At 66.9% G+C, this 18,571-nt stretch carries 16 protein-coding genes; 8 read left to right on the forward strand and 8 right to left on the reverse strand.

Annotation, left to right across the window (positions count from 1 at the left end; all coding sequences use genetic code 11):
- Window positions 1–54 precede the first annotated feature (54 nt).
- The 5 genes from AC1HFH_RS09000 to AC1HFH_RS09020 all read right to left on the reverse strand — a co-directional run bounded on the left by AC1HFH_RS09000 (window position 55) and on the right by AC1HFH_RS09020 (window position 6,447).
- The gene (locus AC1HFH_RS09000; protein WP_480246970.1) at window positions 55–1,878 is read right to left on the reverse strand and encodes an alkyl/aryl-sulfatase; all 1,824 of its coding nucleotides are present in this window, start codon (window positions 1,876–1,878) and stop codon (window positions 55–57) included.
- 119 nt (window positions 1,879–1,997) lie between these two features.
- Window positions 1,998–3,710: a SulP family inorganic anion transporter gene (locus AC1HFH_RS09005; protein ID WP_480246971.1), complete on the reverse strand. Its 1,713-nt coding sequence runs from the start codon at window positions 3,708–3,710 to the stop codon at window positions 1,998–2,000.
- Window positions 3,707–4,366 (reverse strand): GAP family protein, encoded by a 660-nt coding sequence (locus AC1HFH_RS09010; protein WP_480246972.1) that lies wholly within the window; start codon window positions 4,364–4,366, stop codon window positions 3,707–3,709. The genes AC1HFH_RS09005 and AC1HFH_RS09010 overlap by 4 nt, the downstream gene beginning before the upstream one ends.
- A 96-nt stretch (window positions 4,367–4,462) precedes the next feature.
- A complete protein-coding gene (locus tag AC1HFH_RS09015; protein ID WP_480246973.1) occupies window positions 4,463–5,971 on the reverse strand; it encodes a multicopper oxidase family protein in 1,509 nt (502 codons plus the stop codon).
- Window positions 5,972–6,063: 92 nt separating this feature from the next.
- A complete protein-coding gene (locus AC1HFH_RS09020) occupies window positions 6,064–6,447 on the reverse strand; it encodes a DUF6153 family protein (RefSeq protein ID WP_480246974.1) in 384 nt (127 codons plus the stop codon).
- 182 nt (window positions 6,448–6,629) lie between these two features.
- Between AC1HFH_RS09020 and AC1HFH_RS09025 the strand changes: the two genes are divergently transcribed.
- A complete protein-coding gene (locus tag AC1HFH_RS09025) occupies window positions 6,630–7,112 on the forward strand; it encodes a MarR family winged helix-turn-helix transcriptional regulator (RefSeq protein ID WP_480246975.1) in 483 nt (160 codons plus the stop codon).
- Between the two features lie 18 nt (window positions 7,113–7,130).
- On the opposite strand, the gene AC1HFH_RS09030 is transcribed toward AC1HFH_RS09025, so the two are convergent.
- Complete coding sequence (locus tag AC1HFH_RS09030) at window positions 7,131–8,573, reverse strand: MFS transporter (protein WP_480246976.1); 1,443 nt, start codon at window positions 8,571–8,573, stop codon at window positions 7,131–7,133.
- A 120-nt stretch (window positions 8,574–8,693) separates the two neighbouring features.
- Here AC1HFH_RS09030 and AC1HFH_RS09035 point away from each other — a divergent pair, with 120 nt between their 5' ends.
- The 6 genes from AC1HFH_RS09035 (at window position 8,694) to AC1HFH_RS09060 (ending at window position 15,729) form a co-directional block, all read left to right on the forward strand.
- Window positions 8,694–9,704, forward strand: a complete 1,011-nt coding sequence (locus tag AC1HFH_RS09035) for a LysR family transcriptional regulator (RefSeq protein WP_480246977.1) — start codon at window positions 8,694–8,696, stop codon at window positions 9,702–9,704.
- Window positions 9,705–9,964: 260 nt separating this feature from the next.
- A complete protein-coding gene (locus AC1HFH_RS09040) occupies window positions 9,965–10,195 on the forward strand; it encodes a hypothetical protein (RefSeq protein ID WP_480246978.1) in 231 nt (76 codons plus the stop codon).
- On the forward strand, window positions 10,192–10,968 hold the full coding sequence (locus AC1HFH_RS09045) for a hypothetical protein (RefSeq protein WP_480246979.1): 777 nt from the start codon (window positions 10,192–10,194) through the stop codon (window positions 10,966–10,968). The genes AC1HFH_RS09040 and AC1HFH_RS09045 overlap by 4 nt, the downstream gene beginning before the upstream one ends.
- 80 nt (window positions 10,969–11,048) lie before the next feature.
- Window positions 11,049–12,323, forward strand: coding sequence for an IS701 family transposase (locus tag AC1HFH_RS09050; protein WP_480246980.1), 1,275 nt, complete (start codon window positions 11,049–11,051; stop codon window positions 12,321–12,323).
- A 969-nt stretch (window positions 12,324–13,292) separates the two neighbouring features.
- Window positions 13,293–15,335, forward strand: a complete 2,043-nt coding sequence (locus tag AC1HFH_RS09055) for a NucA/NucB deoxyribonuclease domain-containing protein (protein ID WP_480246981.1) — start codon at window positions 13,293–13,295, stop codon at window positions 15,333–15,335.
- Window positions 15,336–15,366: 31 nt separating this feature from the next.
- Window positions 15,367–15,729 (forward strand): hypothetical protein, encoded by a 363-nt coding sequence (locus AC1HFH_RS09060; RefSeq protein ID WP_480246982.1) that lies wholly within the window; start codon window positions 15,367–15,369, stop codon window positions 15,727–15,729.
- 360 nt (window positions 15,730–16,089) lie between these two features.
- On the opposite strand, the gene AC1HFH_RS09065 is transcribed toward AC1HFH_RS09060, so the two are convergent.
- Both AC1HFH_RS09065 and AC1HFH_RS09070 read right to left on the reverse strand, forming a co-directional pair.
- Window positions 16,090–16,311 (reverse strand): hypothetical protein, encoded by a 222-nt coding sequence (locus tag AC1HFH_RS09065; RefSeq protein ID WP_480246983.1) that lies wholly within the window; start codon window positions 16,309–16,311, stop codon window positions 16,090–16,092.
- A gap of 31 nt (window positions 16,312–16,342) precedes the next feature.
- On the reverse strand, window positions 16,343–17,329 hold the full coding sequence (locus tag AC1HFH_RS09070) for an Rpn family recombination-promoting nuclease/putative transposase (protein WP_480246984.1): 987 nt from the start codon (window positions 17,327–17,329) through the stop codon (window positions 16,343–16,345).
- A 219-nt stretch (window positions 17,330–17,548) separates the two neighbouring features.
- On the opposite strand from AC1HFH_RS09070, the gene AC1HFH_RS09075 reads away from it, so the two are divergent.
- A complete protein-coding gene (locus AC1HFH_RS09075; RefSeq protein ID WP_480246985.1) occupies window positions 17,549–18,514 on the forward strand; it encodes a helix-turn-helix domain-containing protein in 966 nt (321 codons plus the stop codon).
- The last annotated feature ends 57 nt before the right edge of the window (window positions 18,515–18,571 follow it).

Here is an 18,571-nt window from a genome sequence, read left to right on the forward strand (position 1 = left end):
GCCCCGGGCGCGTGCCCGAGGTGTGCTGTGTCGTCGGTTCACTCGCGTGCCCGCTCACGGGGTGACGATCGGGAAGAACGGGTCGGGAGTCTCGAGCAGGCCGAGGAAGGTGGTGAGGACGCTGCGGTCGCCCTCGGCCGGCAGATCGTCGATCCCCTTGCCGGAGAGTGCCTCCAGCAGTTGCGGGCGGGTCAGATGCACGGTGAGGTCGGCGCTGCCGCGCAGCGGCGCCTGTTCGGTCGGGCTGCGATGGGTGACCGCGCCGCGCGAGAGCAGCAGCCGGACCACCCGGTTCTCGTCGGTCAGGTCCCAGTCGATGCGCAGGTCGTGTTCGGCGGCACGGGGGCCGTCGATCCGGACGGCCAGCGAATCGAACAGCATCTCGGTGGTGAGGGCCGCCAGCACCTCGGGATTGTTGGTGTCGAGCTCGGTGCGCGAGACGCCCTCCTGCAACTCCTGGGCACCGACCAGGAAGAAATTGCGCCACGGGCCGTTCTCGGCACCGAAGCCGAGTTCCCGGTACACCTGCGCCAGTGCCTGTTTCGCTCCGACGTGGTCCGGATCGGCGAACACGGCATGGTTGAGCAGGGTGGCGGCGAACCGGAGGTCACCGGCCTCGTGGTATTCGCGGCCCTTGGCCACCAGCGCGTCGACACCGCCGTAGTCGGCCGCGTACCGCTGTGCCGTCTCGACCGGCGGATGCTCCCACAGGTGGGCCGGGTTGCCGTCGAACCAGCCGAGGTAGCGCTGATAGATGGCCTTCACGTTGTGGCTCAGTGAACCGTAGTAGCCGCGATCGGCCCAGACACCGTCGAGCGATGGCGGCAGTTCCAGTTCCTCGGCGGCCTCGGCGCCGTTGAGCCCTCGGTTGGTCAGCCGCAGGGTCTGATCGTGCATGTAGGAGTACATATCGCGCTGGGCGGCCAGCCAGTCGCACCAGCGCTCCCGGCCCCAGGTGGGCCAGTGATGCGAGGCGAAGGCCACATCGGCGCGGTCGGCGAACATCGCGATCGCCTCGTCGAGGTAGCGGGCCCAGATACGGGTGTCGCGGACCAGGGCGCCGCGCAGGGTCAGCACATTGTGCATGTTGTGGGTGGCGTTCTCCGCCATGCACAGTGCGCGACGGTCCGGGAACAGGAAGTTCATCTCGGCCGGTGCCTCGGTTCCCGGGGTGAGCTGGAAGACGATCCGCACCCCGTCGACGACTTCTTCCTGGCCGGTGTGGGTGATGTCGACGGTCGGCGGGATCAGGCTGATGCCACCGGTCGAGGTGGTCATGCCGAGCCCGCAGCCGACCTGGCCGTCGGCGGCCTTCGGCAGGCCTGCTCCGTACATGTAGATCGCGCGGCGGGTCATCGCATTGCCTGCGTACACGTTCTCGCTGACGGCGTGTTCGAGGAATCCGGTGGGGGCCAGGATCGGGACCGGGTCGTGGCCGTGCGGCAGCACCCCGCGGGCGCCGCCGAAATGGTCGGCGTGCGAATGGGTGTAGATCAACCCGGTGACCGGCCGGTCACCGCGGTGTGCCCGGTACAGGGCGAGGGCGGCCGCCGCGTTCTCCACCGAGATCAGCGGGTCGATGACGATCACCCCGCGCTCACCTTCGACCAGAGTCATATTGGACAGGTCCAGGTTGCGCACCTGGTAGATACCCTCGGCCACCTCGTAGAGGCCCTGCTTGGACGCCAACTGCCCCTGCCGCCACAGACTCGGGTTCACGGTGGGCGGGCAGGAGCCACCGAGGAAGTCGTATGCGTCGCCGTCCCACACCACCCGGCCGTCGGCCGCGGTGATCACCGCGGGCTCGAGGGCCGCGATGAAACCCCGGTCGGCGTCCTCGAAGTCCTGCCGGTCGTCGAAGTCGAGCGATGTCGTCATGGTGCACCCCGATCCTGTCAGCCGGAAACCGCCGCCCCTGCTGGGGCGCCGGAGCCGACGCTACGCGCGGCAGCAGGGCGGCGGCTTCACCCGATGCGGGTGATCCCGCGCCGGGGCAGCTACCCGGCGGGATCGACATCGGCGACCGCGGCATCGACGGTCGGGTACACGGGGAACGGCAGCACGCCGTGGTCCACCCGGCGCAGGGTATCCCGGACCTGGCCGAGGTCGTGGGCGAGCCGGAAGTCGATCCGGCGCCGGGCCAGCGCGCGATGCAGTTCGCCGAGCATCCGGCTCGCGGTCACGTCGATGGTGGGGGAGGTACCGGCGTCGAGTACCACGACCCGGGTGCGGTCCCCGATCAGATCGGTGATCCGCTGGGACACGTATTCGGCGTTGGCGAAGAACAATCCGGCCTCGGCCCGGACGACCAGCAGTTCCGGCCGGGTGGCCGGGCCGGGGTGCCGGTGCAGGTCCACCCAGGCCTGGCCCCGGCGGGTCAGCGTGGTGACGTTCGGCCGGGTGACCCGATACAGGAGCAACAGGATGGAGATCACGACGCCGATGGCCAGCCCCGGGAGGGTGCCGAAGACGAGCACGCCGAGCATCGCCGCCATGGCGGCACCGAAGTCGGCACGTGCGGCGAGACCGTAGATGCTGCCCAGCCGGGCCGTCCACACCCGGTACAGCTCGCGCAGGGCGGCGAAGTCGATCAGTTCTACGACGGCGGCGATCACCACCGCCGCCAGCACGGCATCCGGCAACTGCTCGAACAGCCCGGTGAGCAGCAGGAGCGTCAGGACCGTCAAACCGGCGACGATGAGCCCACTGACCTGCGTCTTCGCTCCCGCCCCGCCGTTGACGGCGGTTTTCGACAGGCTGCCGTTGACCACCATGCCCGAGCTCAATCCGGCGCCGAGATTCGCCGCACCCAGCCCGGACAGTTCCCGATCGGGATCGATGCGGTAGCCGTTGCGGGAGGCATAGGTCTTCGCCGCCCCCAGCCCCTCCACGAAGCCGATCAGCATCACGCCGGCCGCTGGGCCGAGCAGGTGCAGATAGTCGCCGAAGGACAGCCCGCCGGGGAGTCCGAATTCCGGCAGCCCGGAGTCGATATGGCCGACGATCGCCACACCCCGATCGTCCAGATCGCCGACGGCGACGATTGCGATCCCGGCCAGGACCGCAACGAGGGATCCGGGAACCCGGGGCAGCCATCGGCGCGCGCCGAGAACCACGGCCAGCGCGGCGACGCCCAGTACGGTGGTGAGCCAATGGATGTCGCCGAGCTGTCGGAACAGCCCCCACATCTGCTCGAAGAACTCGCCGTCGGTTTTCGGCACGCCGATCAGTTTCGGGAGCTGGCCGGCGGCGATGGTCAGGGCCAGCCCGACGATGAAACCCTTCAGTACCGGTTCGGAGATGAACTGGGCCAGGAAACCCAGCCGCAGCAGCCCCGCGGCCACCGCGACCAGCCCCGTGATCAGGGCGAGGGCAGCGCTCAGCGCCACGAACCGACCGGTGTCACCGCCGGCCATCGGTGCCACGACGGCCGCGGACAGCGCAGCGGTGGCCGCCATCGGGCCGACCACCAGATGCCGGGAGCTACCCAGCAGGGCGTACAGAATCAGGGCGGGCACCGCGGCGTACAACCCGACCACCGGCGGCACCCCGGCGATGGTGGCGTAGGCGAGCGCCTCCGGCACCAGTACCGCCCACACCGTCAGCCCGGCCAGGACATCCGCGCGCAACCACTTCCGGTGGTACCCGTCCGGAAGCGAAGGCAGCAACAGCCGGGTGCGGTGCGTTCGGGGACGGGCGGATTCGGTCATAGCGCGTTCAATCCCTTCCCGAGGACGGCCGCACCCATCACCAGCAGCACGATCGTCATCACCATGTGATTGTTGGTCTGCAGCCAGTCCTTCAGGCTGTCCAGCCCCGGCCGCAGCCGCTCCTGCGCCAGGTGGTATCCGATCACCGGGACGACGACGCTTGCGGCGGCCAGGCAGCCGAAGATCACCAGGGCGCCGATCGCCGCGCCCGACGAGGCATCGGCGGTGCCGAGTGCGACACCGGCCGATACGCACAGCAGCAGGTTCTTCGGATTCACCGCCGACAGTAGGAAGCCGAGGCCGGCGGCCTTCGACACGGTGAAATCGTCGATCGCCGCCATCCAGGCCGGTGTGGTGGTGTCGGCGCGGGCCCGCCACTGGCGTACCGCGAGCACCAGCAGCGCCGCCCCCAGGAGCAGCTCCGCCCAGCCCACCGCGGGTGACGAGCCGTGGCCCGACGATCCGGTCAGGCCGCCGGACAGCAGCGCGAATACCCCGGTGGCCAGCAGGATGCCGGCGGTCCAGCCGAGGGCGAACCCGGTGCTGGTGCCGCCGGCATTGCGGGACAACAGCATCAGGATCACGGCAACGACCGGGATCGGCGAAAGCGCGATCCCGGCCGCCAAGGGAAGCAGATCTCCGATCACCGGGCCCATACCGGGAAGGTAAGGGCGCCCGGCGTCGGCGCACCTCACACGTTCGGGGTGAGGTTCCGCGCCGGGCTGCCGCCCGCCGGTGCCGCCTCCGTCGGGTCAGGCGGTGTAGTCGAGCCGGGTCATCATCCCGGCATCCATGTGATACCCGTTGTGACAGTGCACCATCCACGCGCCCGGATTGTCGGTGACCAGGTCCACCTCGACACTCGACATGGGGAGCACCACCACGGTGTCCTTGCGGGGTCCGGCGCTGCCGTCCGGCCGGACGACCTGGAAGGTGTGCCCGTGCAGATGCATCGGATGCCACATCATCGTCCGGTTCCGGAAGGTGATCCGGGCCCGCATGCCGGGCGCCACGGTCAGCGGCGTGGCCTGCGCATACGGCACCCCGTTGATGCCCCAGTCGTACTTCGCCATCCCGCCGGTGAGGTCGGCGTCGAGCCGGACATCGGGCGTCGCGGCGGCCAGTTCGACCTCCGGGGCGGGGGTGAACCGGTCGACGGTGCCGATCCGGCCGGTCAGCTCCGCGGGCCGGAACTCCGGGCCGGGGGCCTCGCCGCCGGCGGTCCGCAGCAGCGCCCGGGCGACTCCTTCCTTGCCCTCGGCGGCCGCGACCAAGGGGAACACCCCGTCGCCCGCAGTGACGATCACGTCGTACCGTTCGCCCATGCCCACCAGCAGCCCGTCCACCTGGACCGGCTGCACCGGGAACCCGTCGGTGTGCGTCACGGTCATCCGATGACCGGCGAGCGCGATCCGGAACGCGGTATCGGCCCCGGCGTTGACGATGCGCAGCCGGATCCGCTGCCCGGGCTCGGCCCGGAAGGTCGTCGGCGCCTCCGGGATCCGGCCGTTGACCAGGTAGTACGGGTAGTCGACATCGCCCGCATCGCCGCCGAGCAGGTCGCTGCCCGGGCCGGCGTGCATCCCGTGTCCGCCGGACATGTCGCCGTGGCCCATACCGGACCCGCTGCGCAGTTCGTCGAGGATCTCGCGGGGGCTCGGCCCCACGCCATGGGTCCAATCGTCGAGGACCACGATCCATTCGGTGTCGTAGTCGCCCGGCTCGTTCGGGTCGTCCACGATCAACGGCAGGTACAGGCCGAAATCGGTGTCCATACCGGTGTGCGGATGGGCCCAGTAGGTGCCGGCGTGCGGCACCGAGAACCGGTAGGTGAACTCCGCACCGGCCGGAATGTCCGGGGTGGCGGGGGCGGCGCCGTCCATATCGTTGCGCAGGGCGATCCCGTGCCAGTGCATCGACGTCGGGTGGTCGAGGCCGTTGGTCACCGTCACCGCCAGTTCGTCGCCGACATTCGCGCGCAGCAGCGGGCCGGGGACGGTGTCGCCGTAGGCGAAGGTGCGGGTGGTGATGCCGCCGAGGTCGATATCGGCGGGACCGGGCCGGAGGGTGGCGGCGACGGTGCGCCCGGTGTGCGGCCGGGCGGCTTCGGCCGCCTCGATGGCTGCGGGATCGATGGCCGTGCTGCCGGCGGTGGTGCTGCGGGCGCGACTGCAGGCGGTCAGTACGACACCGCCGGCCAGGGTGGCGGCGAGGAAGGTGCGCCGGGACAGGGCGCTGGAAGTCCGCGGTGTTTCGGGCATGGGTCAGCTCTTTCGGAGTCGATGGGTCGGCGCGAGGCGCCGGAGGTGTGCCGGTGGCCCATCCCGGCCGTCGGGCCGGATGGGTGCGCCGGTCACACCCGCAGAATCGACAGCTGTGCCAGGGACGGACCGAGCCACGGCGGACTGCGCCCGTAGCCGGGGTGCCGGTGGACGGTGACCGGTATCGGCAGCGCTGCCGGCCGACCGGCCGCGGGTTCCGGCCGGGCGCCCGGGACGGTGTTCCGGGGGATCGGCTCGCACGGATGGGAATCGATACTGTCTCCGCCGTGGTCGCACCGGCCGCTGAGCCACGGCTGCTGGTCGTCCGTGGTGGTAGCGGACATGGCCGCCGTCCGCGAGTCGTCCGGCGTAGCCTGGGCGGCGGCCGGGCCGAGAATCGCCGGCAGATGCATGATCGCGATGCCCAGAATCACCAGCACTGCGCAGATCAGCGTCGGGTGCCGGTGCGTGGTCATGGACCCGATAGTACGTATGGGGGGTAGGGGTCGATGCAGGGGGAGGTGGAGGTCACCCGGGTCTAATATGTACTGCGCATAGAATATGTAAGCTGCACATTGTTGGTATGGCTCCGGCGCGCCGGTGGCGGCTGCCCGTCGCCGGGATTCCGGGCGGCCGCGGGTACTCCGGCAGAGGATTCATGGACAAGCCGACGCACTTGATCGAATTCGAGACGATGCTTCTCGGGCGCTACAGCGTGATACCGCGCGCACCGCACGGCGTGGGACGGAAACTGGACCGCAGCGCCTTCTTCCTGCTGCGCCGGCTACGCGCCGAAGGCCCGATGTCGATCGGCCAGCTCAGCGATGCGATGGCGCTGGACACCTCCACCATCAACCGGCAGACCGCCGCCATGCTGCGGTCCGGGCTGGTCGAACGTATTCCCGACCCGGCGGGCGGGATGGCACGCAAATTCCGGATCAGCGCCGAGGGGCAGCGCCGGCTCGACCTGGAACGCACCGAGAATCTCGCCGCGCTGGAGGCGATCCTGGCGGACTGGTCCCCCGAGGACGTCGCGGCCTTCGCCGACTACCTGCGCCGATTCAACATCGATATCGAGCGCCGGCACGGCCGGGCGTGGCCGCGCTCGGCCGAGGCCGATCCCGCGGGCGCGACCGGCTGATCGGGCCCGGTTCCGGGATCAGGCGCGGGCCGGTTCCGGGGCGGGGTGCCGGTCCGCCGGGGCGATGGGCGCGCGGCCCGCCGGAATTGCCGTTGCGAGCGCAGCACCGAGCACCGCGACCCCGGCGCCGATCAGCAGGCCGGTGCGGAAGCCGCTTTCGGTGGGGATGGTGTACCCGGCGGCCGTCACGCTCATCTGGGTGAGGACCGCGCCCATCACCGCAGCGGACACCGAGGTGCCGATCGAGCGCATCAGGGCGTTGAAGCTGTTGGCGGCTGCCGTTTCCGACTGCGGAACCGAGGCCATGATCAGCGCGGGCATCGCGCCGTAGGCGAATCCGACACCGGCACCGATCACGACCGTGACGATCAACAGGCCCCAGGTGCTGCCTATCAGCAGCATGGCCGAACCGTAGCCCAGCGCGATGATCAGGCAGCCGGTGATCAGGGTCGTCTTCGGTCCGCGGCGGGTGGTGAGCCGGGCCCCCACCGGGGAGACGAGCATCATCGTCAATCCGGCCGGGGCCATCCACAGTCCCATCGCCAACATGGATTGGCCCAGGCCGTACCCGGTGGCGGCGGGCAGCTGCAGTAGTTGCGGCACGATCAGCGATTGGGCGTACATGGCGACCGCCACCACCACCGACGCCGCGTTGGTCAGCAGCACCGGCGGCCGTGCCGTCACCCGCAGATCGACCAGCGGGTGTGTGGTGCGCAACTCCCACCACACCCAGGCGGCGGTCGCGATCACCGCGCCGGTCAGCAAGGTCAGAATCGAGCCGCTGGTCCAGCCCCAGTCGGCGCCCTTGGAGACGGCCAGCAACAGGCAGACCAGCGCCACGCCCAGTCCGGCCGAGCCGGCCACATCGAACCGGCCCACCGGTCCGGGAGGTGGGCCCTCCGGTACGACCAGGAACAATGCCAGGCCGACCAGTGCCGCGACCACGGCCGTGGCCCAGAACAGCACATGCCAGTCGGTCTGTTGCACCACCGCCGCGGCGACCGGCAGGCCCAGCGCGCCGCCGATGCCCAGGGACGAACTGATCAGGGCGATCCCCGACGGCAGCTTCGCCGGCGGGAGCAGGTCGCGCAGCACGCTGATGCCGAGCGGGATGATGCCGATGCCCATCCCCTGCAGGCCGCGGCCGACGATCATCGGCGTCACCGTGGTGGCCAGGGCGCACACCACCGAACCCGCCACCAACGGCACGATCGAGGCCAGCAGCACCGGGCGTTTGCCGTACATATCGCCGAGCCGGCCGGCCACGGGGGTGGTGACGGCACCGGCGAGCAGGGTCACGGTGACCACCCAGGTGGCGTTCGAGGGGCTGGTGTCCAGCAGATCGGGCAGCGTCCCGAGGAGCGGGACCACCAGGGTCTGCATGAGCGCCGCGACGATCCCGCCGGCGGCCAGGGTGGCCAGCAGCGGTCCGGAACGGACTGTGCGGGTGGGGGTGGGCACGAACGCCTCCATCCATGAGCATGGCTAACGATATGTATCGTACATATCATTTGTAGGATGCATAGAGCATGCCCGATGCACACGGTGGATGCGCCGCGGGCGTCCCATAGGCTGGTCCGAATGAACGACTTCGATCCGGCGGTGGCGGAACGTCTCGAAGCGGACCGGTTGCGCCGGTTCGTCGCCGTCGCCGAGGAGTTGCATTTCGCCAGGGCAGCGGCTGCGCTGCGGATCTCCCGGCAACGGTTGAGCCACACCGTTCGTGAACTGGAGGACGAACTGGGCGTCCGGCTGTTCGTTCCGGGCGCCGCGCCGACTCGGCTGACCGCCGAGGGCGAGGCCCTGCTGGTGCGCGCCCGCGCCGTGCTGCTCGCCGCGGCGCGGGCCGACCAGGAGCAGTCCGTCGCCGGTGAGCCGGGGCTGCGCGTCGGTTTCGTCCCCGGTGTGACCGTGTCCAAATGGGCGCGGGTGTGGGCGGATCGGTTCCCCGAGGTCCCGCTGGAACTGACCGGCGTGGCGCAGGCCGACCAGGAGACCGCACTGCGGGAGGCCCGGGTGGACATGTGTTTCGTCCGGCTCCCGATCGACCGGGACGGGCTGAACGCGATCCCGCTCTACCGGGAACGCCCCGTCGCCGTGGTCCAGAAGGACCATCCGGCCGCCCTGTTCGACGAGGTGGGCTCCGGCGATCTCACCGGCGAGCGCGAACAGGACGCAGCCGACCTCGACACGGCCGCCGACACCCTGGCCCTGGTCGCCGCCGTCGGCGGGTTCGCCGTCGTCCCGCAGTCGATCGCCCGCCTGCATCACCGCCGCGACCTCGTGCACCGCCCGCTGCACGACGTCCCGGAGACCGAGATCGCCCTCGCTTGGCCGGCCGGCGAACCGAATGACCTGGTGCAGGAGTTCATCGGGATCGTGCGGGGCCGCTCCGCGAACAGTTCCCGGGGCAGCGGCTCGCAGCGAATTTCGCCCCCCGGCGCGAAGCAGAAGTCGCAGTCCGGGCGTGCGGGTGGCAAAGGGGCTGCGGCCGGGAAACCGGCACGGGGCAAAGCGGCCGGAGGCCGGGCTCGCGGTGCCGACACCGGCCGGTCCGGACGCTCGGGATCGGGTCGCCGGCGTCGTCGGTGAAGTTGGGGAGGGCCGGTGCGATTCGGCTGGTCCCTGTGGTGGTTCGGGCCGCACCAAGAGGTGAGACCAAGTTGTCGCTTTTCGGGCGGGTCGTTGTTTGCGGAGGCAGCGTTGGCGCCGTGGATGCCATCAGCGACTCTCAGCTATAGTCAGGTCCGCTGAGGTGGTCGATGGCACCTCGGATGTTTTGAAGGGGGCTTCCATGTCGTTGACGTGCGTGGGCACAGTGGCTTGAACGTACTTCCGGAATTCTCGAGGACTTGACGGTGGAAGTGGTGCCACCGGAGTCAGGTGGCACTGAGGCAGCGGTTCCGGGCACCGATATCGGCGCCGTACTGGCTGGCGTCCAGGACACGGTGCGTCGGTCGATCGGAATGTTCGCGGCCAGGCCTGTGGCGATGGCCTCAATCGCCCGTGGAGCGGGCGATGCCTATGAGGTCACCGACAGTGACTTCGCCAAGGCCTTGGCGGCGATGGAGGTGCCGTCGTGACGAGGCAATCTCTGCGGTTGTCGGAGGTCGAACTGTGGAACGTAGAACTGCTCGGGTACGCAGGAGCTCAACTGGTAGCCGCCACTACAGCGGTGCGTGACCAGGTCGAGGCGATGCGGAATCACCAGGAAGCGATGGCCCACACCTGGACTGGCGCGGGTTCTGATGCCGCAGCGAATCGCGTTTGGGCAGAATGTGCGACCGGAACGGGTATCTGTACCCGCATCGACGACCTCGCCGCGCAGTTGACGGCGTCCCAGACCGACCTCTCGGATGCGCAGACCCGGGTTATCGGCAAGCGGGACAGTATAGTTGCGCTTGGGTTCGACGTAGATGATCGCGGTATTGTCAGTGCGACTACGAAGATCCAGGCTCTCGGCCCGGCGCGGGGTACTCCGGCAGGAATACGAGCCGGTTTCGAGTACATGGCTGAAGCCGGGAACCACTCCCTCGCACTGCTCGGCTTGCTGCAAGATGCAGCAAGAGTCGCAAGCAGCTCGGCTGAATTGTTGCGGAGCGCATCCGATGGGCTCGACTCATTTGCTGAATCCGAAGCTTCAGCTACTGATGGGCTCGATTCGCCTATTTATGGTCAACCCGGTGCGGTAGACCCACGGGAAGGCTATCATCTCGGACCTCCGAACAAACCGGAGTTACCGAAGGATGATACATTCGAATACGATTCCGAAGACGCCGGGATTGGCGATTATATCGAAGCAGCCAAGTGGAAAGCGCAGCTGGCCGGTGGTGAGATTACTCGTTCTGATCTGTGATGCTGCTGGTCAGCGGGCTGGACGTGGAGCGGCCACCGCGTGATCATGTCGTATTTGTGTGGAACACAACTGAATTGGCGGTGGCCGCGGGTCACAGCGTAGCGCCTGATCGCTGGCGACGGGAGTTCGACGAGTTGGCTGGCCGGGTCGGCGGCCGGTTCGCGCGGGTGGAGACCCGCCGGACCGCGGCGCGGATGCTGGAGGCGATGATGTCGGAAGTGCCCAACAAGAACTGCTGGACACTGGCCGAACACGCTGGTGATCGCTCCCCGGACGCGATGCAGCATCTACTCGCCTCAGCGGTCATCGATGAGGGCGGATTGCGTGATGACCTGCGTGACTATGTGGTCGAGCATCTGGGCGAGGCCGATGCCACGCTCGTGGTCGACGAGACCGGCGACCTGAAGAAGGGGCACCGCACCGTCGGTGTCCAGCGTCAGTACACCGGCACCGCCGGCAGGATCGAGAACAGTCAGGTCGCGGTGTATCTCACCTACGCCACCGCTACGGGGCTTGCCTTCCTCGACCGGGCCCTCTACCTGCCGAAATCGTGGACCACCGACCGGCAGCGCTGCCAGCGGGCCGGTGTGCCCGACGAGGTGGGCTTCGCTACCAAGCCGGCCCTGGCCAAGCGTCTGATCATCGACGCTCTCGACGCCGGTGTTCCGGCGCGGTGGGTGACCGGCGACGAGGTCTACGGAGGTGACCCGAAACTCCGTTCGGCACTCGAAACACACGGCACTGGTTATGTTTTCGCGGTCAGTTGTGACCACCGAGTCATGACCGCGACCGGCAGGGTCCGTGCCGATGTCCTGGCCGCGACAGTTCCGAAACGGGCATGGCAGCCGCTGTCGGCCGGTGACGGAGCCAAAGGCCGACGCGTCTACGACTGGGTCTGGATAGAGATCGGCACCGAGGACGACAAGGACGTGCCCGGATGCCGCTGGCTGATGATCCGCCGCAACCGGAACACCGGTGAACAGGCCTTCTACCGCTGCTGGAACCCCGCACCGGTGCCGCTGGCACGACTGGTGAAGGTGGCCGGACGCCGCTGGTCGACGGAGGAGAACTTCCAAACCGCCAAAACGCTGACCGGGCTCGACCAGCACCAAGTGCGGGGCTGGCGCTCCTGGCACCGCTGGACCCTGCTGGCGATGGTCGCCCATGCCTTCCTCACCGCCCTCGCCATCGCCCACCCGGCCAATGAACCTTCCATCGGCCTGATCACTCTGACCCGCAACTGGCCGTCGGGGCCACGATTCACAGATTTCACCTCCCCTCATCGTCGTAGGTACCGCCCTCGCGGTGCGGCCACCAGATGGCGGCAGCCGCGACAAGCAGTGGTAGTCCGGTAGCGACTGCGAGCCCGACAACCCCCGTGGCACTCACCGTGCCGTCTCCGGTATCGACCGTTCGGGTACGTCGAGCACTCGGCGGCCGCTCGGGGTGCCGGCCCAGCTCCGGTCCCGGGATGTGGCCTCCCAGGCGGTAGTGCGGCGCGAGATGAATCCTCGGCCGGCAAGCGGGGGGATTGCCGCGGACACAGCGTGATCCCGCAATCCGGCAGTAGTCGCGATTTGGTGAGCGGGGCAGCGCGCCGGGGCAGGCACGACCCACCTGTCCGGCGTAGCCGGATCCTATCGGGTTTCAGCCGGGACAGCGGGACCGATTCAGCCGCCTAGTCACGTTTTGCCTGCGCGTCGCTCACCCTGGGCACACCCGCGCTTGAACCCTGCGACTACCTATGGCGAGTTGGCAACACCCCTGGTCGTAGCGGATACTCGCTCCTCGGCGTGTCGTAGGAAATATTTCGAGGATATTTTCTATAAATTCTCCAGCCTGGTCGAGTGACCTGATTTCTGGGGGAAACACGGCGGGACAACGGCATCTGAAGCCGACGACAGGAGGGGTTTGTGCGTCCGCATCGACATAGCGGCAGGCGATCCACAGCATTCCGTGCACCGGTGGTCATAGCCGCGGTGGCAGTGCTCGCGATCACCGGGACCGGCGGTGCCGGCATTGGCGTCGCGGATCCCACCGCACCAGTAAGTCCGAGTGCCCCGCACGCGACGACGACGACGGCGCCCTCCTCATCGACACCACAGCGATCGTCGACCACCGCACCACGACCTCGAAGTACAACCTCGACCCCATCGCGCACCGCAGCCTCGACCCCGAAACCGGCTCCGACCAGCCGGCCCGAACACTCCTCGACCACGACGAACGTCCCCACGTCGAGGTCAAAGCCAGCTCGGCCGCCGAAGTCGAACCCCGGCACCTGGAAGCCCACCGAGAATCCGAATTCCCGTGTCATCCCGGGCAAGATGCGCTCGGATCGAGAAGAGATCCCTGAGGGGTTCACCAAGGAGGATGCCGACCGCGCCGAAGTCTTGGAGGCTGAACTGAAGGCGAACGGCGGCCGCCGTCCTGCCCCGGCTGACACCACCGCCTTCATCGCTGGTGAGGGTTGCTCGGTGTACTGGCCGGCCCCGTACTACGTGTGCGGCGCGATCCGCGATAAGTACGACTCCCTCGGTGGGCCAAACAGCTTCCTGCTGTATCCGACGACCGACGAACTCACGAACCCGGACGGTGTGGGCAAGAGGTCAGTATTCCAGAACGGCCCAATCTACTGGTCGTCCTGGGGCGGCGCACACCCTGTGGTGAACCACTTTTTTGCTGCGTGGCAGCGAAACGGCTGGGAGTCTGGAGTGCTTGGCTATCCAACCAGTGATGAGCTGGTGAATCCGGACGGAATTGGACGCCGACAATACTTTGACGGTGGCACGATCTACTGGAAGACAAACGAAGCCTATTATGTAACGGGGGCCATTCGCGACAAGTGGGGAGAGACCGGGTGGGAAACTGGAACGCTCGGCTATCCGATCAGTGATGAAATGGTTACACCTGACGGGCTAGGAAGGTTCAACCGGTTTGACAACGGCGTCATATACTGGACCGATGCTTATGGGGCGCACCCCGTTACCGGTGGATTGCTGGCGAAATGGCAGCAGTCGGGTTTTGAAGCAGGCCCATACGGCTATCCGATAGCCGACCACCAGTCGGTCGGATCCGCATCGCAGCAAGAATTTCAGTTCGGCACCATGGGGTGGCCTACGGAATCGGCTGCTGGAGTAACGCCGCAAGTTGAGGATGAAGAGCCCGTGGTCGACAGCGGTCGACCGAACACTTGGGCCGAATTCGCAGATGATTCAGCCCTAGGTGCGCAGGGTAGCGAGGGTTCTGGCGCGACTGCAGTTGACTACGATAGTTGCGAGAGCGATCGTTCGTGTCCCGTTCCCGAGGAAGGCGGTAGTATGCCGCCGGGTGGAGAGAATCCTATTATTGAAGGACCGGACACACACGCCTACTTCATACCCGGATCATGTACCACGGCGGCGTGGGATGGTAAATGGAAGTGGACGAGAAAAAATGCTTGTACGGTATTTAACTCTGGGCTTGAACTATTCAGTACTACCGGTGCGTATCTTGGGACCTTGAAGTTGAACATCAAGACGGGAATTCTTTCGTCGCACCGAACTGGGGAGATGAATCAGGAATTTCGGATTACTTTCGGCTCCTTTAGTGGTAGTTTTGGAATTCCGACATTCTATCTAAATCCCACATACGTCGGATTCGGGTCCGATCAGGTCAGCGTCGACGGACCCGATAATGGTTCGGTCGTGACTCCGGGGTCTACCAAGGTTTTTGTGGTGAAATGGACAGAGCAGGATATGGCCGACCGAATCTCGGCGGCGCGATCGATGAAACTCGAATGGTATTTCGGCAATAATGACCCGAAAGTCTCGGACTCGACGAAGGCCAATATCACGGCCAATATGTTCCGGTGTGATACTACGATGAAGAACTCACAGGGTAGTTACCAGCAGGGGTGCGTTGTAGCGCCGGCCACTCCGGAGTTCAAGCTACGTGCTGACACCAGTGAGCAGACCGGGCACGTTCAGGCTGCGATTGGATCCGGTTTGCCGGGCGTCGGTACGCCGTTGCACCGACAGGCAGATCCTGTCACCCGCGACATCAACCGGCAGACTGCTTGCCCTCGGCGTGGCGCGATTCGAGATGGCCGGCGCATCGAGGGGCGCTCGTGCGACGAGTATCCGTTTGCATCGACGACGGAGGGTGCAGCAAGCTCGGGCGGTGGCGGCAGAACGTTCAATCCGGAGTGTCATGTCCCTGACCTTGGATCCGATAGTGGGCCAACAGGCTATAGCGTCTGCATGATCGATGCTGGCCAGAACTCCACGTCGGGCAGCTTGCTCGGATCCTTCTACGGACAAAACCGGGTTATCGACCAAGACCCCTTCACTGTGGATGCTCAAGGTGGTGCCCTCCCGCCGGTGCCCTGACGTGGTAGTAGAGGCCGAACTATGATGACGTATGTCGGCGACCAAGGAGGGAGTTCACATGCGTCGTATGGCTGTGACCGGTCTGGGGGCTGCGGCGCTGGCGGTTACGACGGCCGTTGCTGTCGGCTTGCTAATCCGAGATGACCCACCCTCGGATTCCCCTCCAACAGGAAACGAGGCAGTTCACATGCACGATCAGCCGAGCCCGGTCGACAACCAGCACGACGATGACAGCGAACCTACTGACCTGGAAGAACCCGCCATCGATCCGGGTAAGCCGGCTAGTCTGGAGGAGTTCGTGCGGGATGCTCGGGCTGGCGACAATATTGACCTTCAGGAAGGCGACCAAGCCTTCTTCGGCGGTACCCAGACGGCAACACGCAACGACGAATGACCGTGGGGTCGTTGGGGACGGATGCGGATCCGGGGTATCCGGCTGGCAGGTGGGCTGTGGATCGGTCAGGGATCCTTCGGGGGCTCCTCCATCGCTCAGAAGGAGGAACTGGTGACACCTGAACCCCGGCGAAAACCTGACCGAGGACCAGCTCGAGCAAGCGTTGCTCGATGCGGAAGAACCTATGATCGACGGCGACCCCGACAGAACCAGTTGGTGAGATCTACGGTGATTCCACCGACGTCAAGTCGCCCCCGCTGTATCCGAGTTTTCGGTCTCGGGTGATGGCTGGACGGCCTGGTTCCTGACAACTGACCCGAAGCGAACCTGATGGGGGCGGAAGCGCAGGATTACCGCGGGTCATTCGGTGTCGCATGGACGGCAGGCGAACAACTGCCCGATCGGTCCATAGCCGACTGGCACCGCAGCGACAGGGTCAATGAGCCAGGACCGGCCGCAGATAACGCACGCATGCCCGTCGGCTTGTTCGTGGTGCAGCTGGACTGCGTCGAGTCGATCGCGCCACCGGGCGAGGCGGGCGTCGTGCTCGACTTTGCGGATGGCGTAGGCGGTTGCGGTCACGGGCGAAACCTTTTGAGCGGTCGGTCCGGGTTCAGGCGAAGACGTCGTCGAGGGTGTCGGCGGTGATCACGCGGAGAGCCCAGGCCCGCAGCTGTGCGGTGTTCCCGGTTTGAACGGTGGCGGTCACGTAGGCGGGTAGCGTCCCGAACTTCACAGCCAGCAGATCGAGCAGTGTCTCCATGCGTGCTCGGGCTTCACCACGAGCCTCACCGAGTGCTTCGCCGCGGGCTTTGCCTTCGGCGCGGAGTTGTTCGGCTGTGGTCACGATTGCCTCCTTGGTGCGGGGGCCGAGTTGTTCGAGTATCGGTTGCAGGTCTGCGAAGCCGTTTTCCCCGGCTTTCAGGATATAGGAGATGGCGGTGTGGAGGTCGTCGCGTGGGCCGGTTTCCAGGGCGGTGAGGTCGTCGAGGAGGGTGTGCAGGTCGCCGGTGAGGTGGGTGTTGCCGGGGGTGATCTTGTGCAGGATCAGCATGACCCGGGTGGCGGGGGTGAGGTCGCGGTGGCGGAGGGTGTCCAGGTCGAGGGCGGCGATGTCGTCGAGGAGGTAGGTGAAGTCGGGGAGGTGAGGCTGGAGCAGGGTGCGGTCGTGGGGTGGGAGGTCGAGGAGGTCGCCGAGTGTGGTGGGTGCGGTCCAGCGGGTGCCGTTGCTGTGTACGACGAGGGGGATGACGGCGGGCAGGGTGGTGGTTGTGCCGTGGTCGCGGTGCCGGGTCCAGATGCGGACGATGTATTCCAGCAGGCGTAGTGCCATGAAGTGGTCGCTGCTGGATTGGTGTTCGATGAGTAGGTAGATGAGGGCGTCGTGGTCGTCGAGTCGGGTGCGGTAGAGGATGTCGCTGTAGCGGCAGCGCAGGTCGGGGTCGACGAAGCTGCCGGGTTGCAGTTCCAGGGTGGTCCAGTCGATGCGGGCGACCAGGTGTGCCGGTAGTGCGGCGCGGAGTTCGCCGGCGGCGTCGGGGGAGCGGGACATGATGTGCCGGAAGTAGGCGTCGTGGTGGTTCGACCGTTCCGGTGGCATGGGTGGTGAAACTACGCCCCGGGTCGGGTGGGTAACGAATCGGACACGGACTGATCGGTCGACTTCGGCGCCGATCGCCCGGTGTGCCGTCGGCGGCGGTCGCATCACAGTCGGCTTCCAGCCGGGGCCGGTCGCCGCTACCATCGGTTGGTCGGAATGCTGTGTTCCCGGCACCGGGGTGGCTGTGGGTTCGACGGCATGGCTACACGGGGGTGAGGTATGGCGATCGACAGATTCTTGGAGCTGTCGTCGGCGAGCGGTCGTGGCGAGGACTTCGATCTCTGGCAGACATCGATGGAAGAAACCTATGCTCCGCTCTCCGTGAAATCGGACCCGGAGCTGCCGTTCTACGGCCGAGTCTGCAGCGGCTCACTGGCCGGAGAGGAGGATTTCCGGCTGGCGAGTCTGGCGGGCCGGAACCAGCGGTTTCGCCGGACCCGCAGGCACATCGACCGCTCTGACGGCGAATACCTGACCGCGATCATATTGACCGGCGGCGGAGCGCAGCACCTGAACCATGCCGGCCGGTCGACGTTGATTGCGCCCGGCGAGATGACGTTCGTGGACACCTCCACGCCCTATGACTGGCCGGATCGAGCCCCTTGGAGTCTCGTATCGGTGCAGGTTCCGGTGCGGACACTGCGCCGGCAGCCGGGGTTGAGTCGGTTGGAGTTGCCGGCCGGAGTCGGACTGCCCGCTGATGGCGCCGCTGCCGCAGGATCGGCGTTCTTCCGCAACCTGGCCCGGGTTCAGCAGCAGTCGCCGGCCGAGGCAGACGCACTGGCGTCCGCCGCGTTGGATCTGTTGACAGCGTTGGTGCTTGTGGCGGCGGGACAGTCGCCGACCGATTCGGCAGCCGAAACCCTCGGCCACGAACATGCGCTGGCATACATGCGCAAGCACTGCACCGAACCGGAGCTGACCTTCGCCGAAGTTGCGTTTTCCTGTGGAGTGTCCCGTCGTACCCTGTCTCGAATCTTCCAGGCGTCGGGGGCCACCTTCACGATGACGTTGCGCAGGATGCGAGTGCGTCACAGCAGGCGGCTGCTGCTCCGCGACCGGACTTCGTCGCCGGCCGCAGTTGCGTTCGGAAGTGGATTCTCCTCGGAACGGCAGTTCTACCGGGTGTTTCGAGATGAGGTCGGGATGACCCCCAGCGAGTACCGGGACACGCACACTCGTTGATCTGCGGCGCGCGCATGACAACCGAGCCCGCTCGCCGGCACGCGCAAAAGCGAAAGC

The sequence above is a fragment of the Nocardia sp. KT25-26 genome (assembly GCF_056627695.1).

Bases quoted from the DNA above. Each gene is read 5' to 3' on its own strand.
- AC1HFH_RS09000 (WP_480246970.1), bottom strand. From the start codon at position 1,878: ATGACGACATCGCTCGACTTCGACGACCGGCAGGACTTCGAGGACGCC.
- AC1HFH_RS09005 (WP_480246971.1), bottom strand. From the start codon at position 3,710: ATGACCGAATCCGCCCGTCCCCGAACGCACCGCACCCGGCTGTTGCTG.
- AC1HFH_RS09010 (WP_480246972.1), bottom strand. From the start codon at position 4,366: ATGGGCCCGGTGATCGGAGATCTGCTTCCCTTGGCGGCCGGGATCGCG.
- AC1HFH_RS09015 (WP_480246973.1), bottom strand. From the start codon at position 5,971: ATGCCCGAAACACCGCGGACTTCCAGCGCCCTGTCCCGGCGCACCTTC.
- AC1HFH_RS09020 (WP_480246974.1), bottom strand. From the start codon at position 6,447: ATGACCACGCACCGGCACCCGACGCTGATCTGCGCAGTGCTGGTGATT.
- AC1HFH_RS09025 (WP_480246975.1), top strand. From the start codon at position 6,630: ATGGACAAGCCGACGCACTTGATCGAATTCGAGACGATGCTTCTCGGG.
- AC1HFH_RS09035 (WP_480246977.1), top strand. From the start codon at position 8,694: ATGAACGACTTCGATCCGGCGGTGGCGGAACGTCTCGAAGCGGACCGG.
- AC1HFH_RS09055 (WP_480246981.1), top strand. From the start codon at position 13,293: ATGCGCTCGGATCGAGAAGAGATCCCTGAGGGGTTCACCAAGGAGGAT.
- AC1HFH_RS09060 (WP_480246982.1), top strand. From the start codon at position 15,367: ATGTCGGCGACCAAGGAGGGAGTTCACATGCGTCGTATGGCTGTGACC.
- AC1HFH_RS09070 (WP_480246984.1), bottom strand. From the start codon at position 17,329: ATGCCACCGGAACGGTCGAACCACCACGACGCCTACTTCCGGCACATC.
- AC1HFH_RS09075 (WP_480246985.1), top strand. From the start codon at position 17,549: ATGGCGATCGACAGATTCTTGGAGCTGTCGTCGGCGAGCGGTCGTGGC.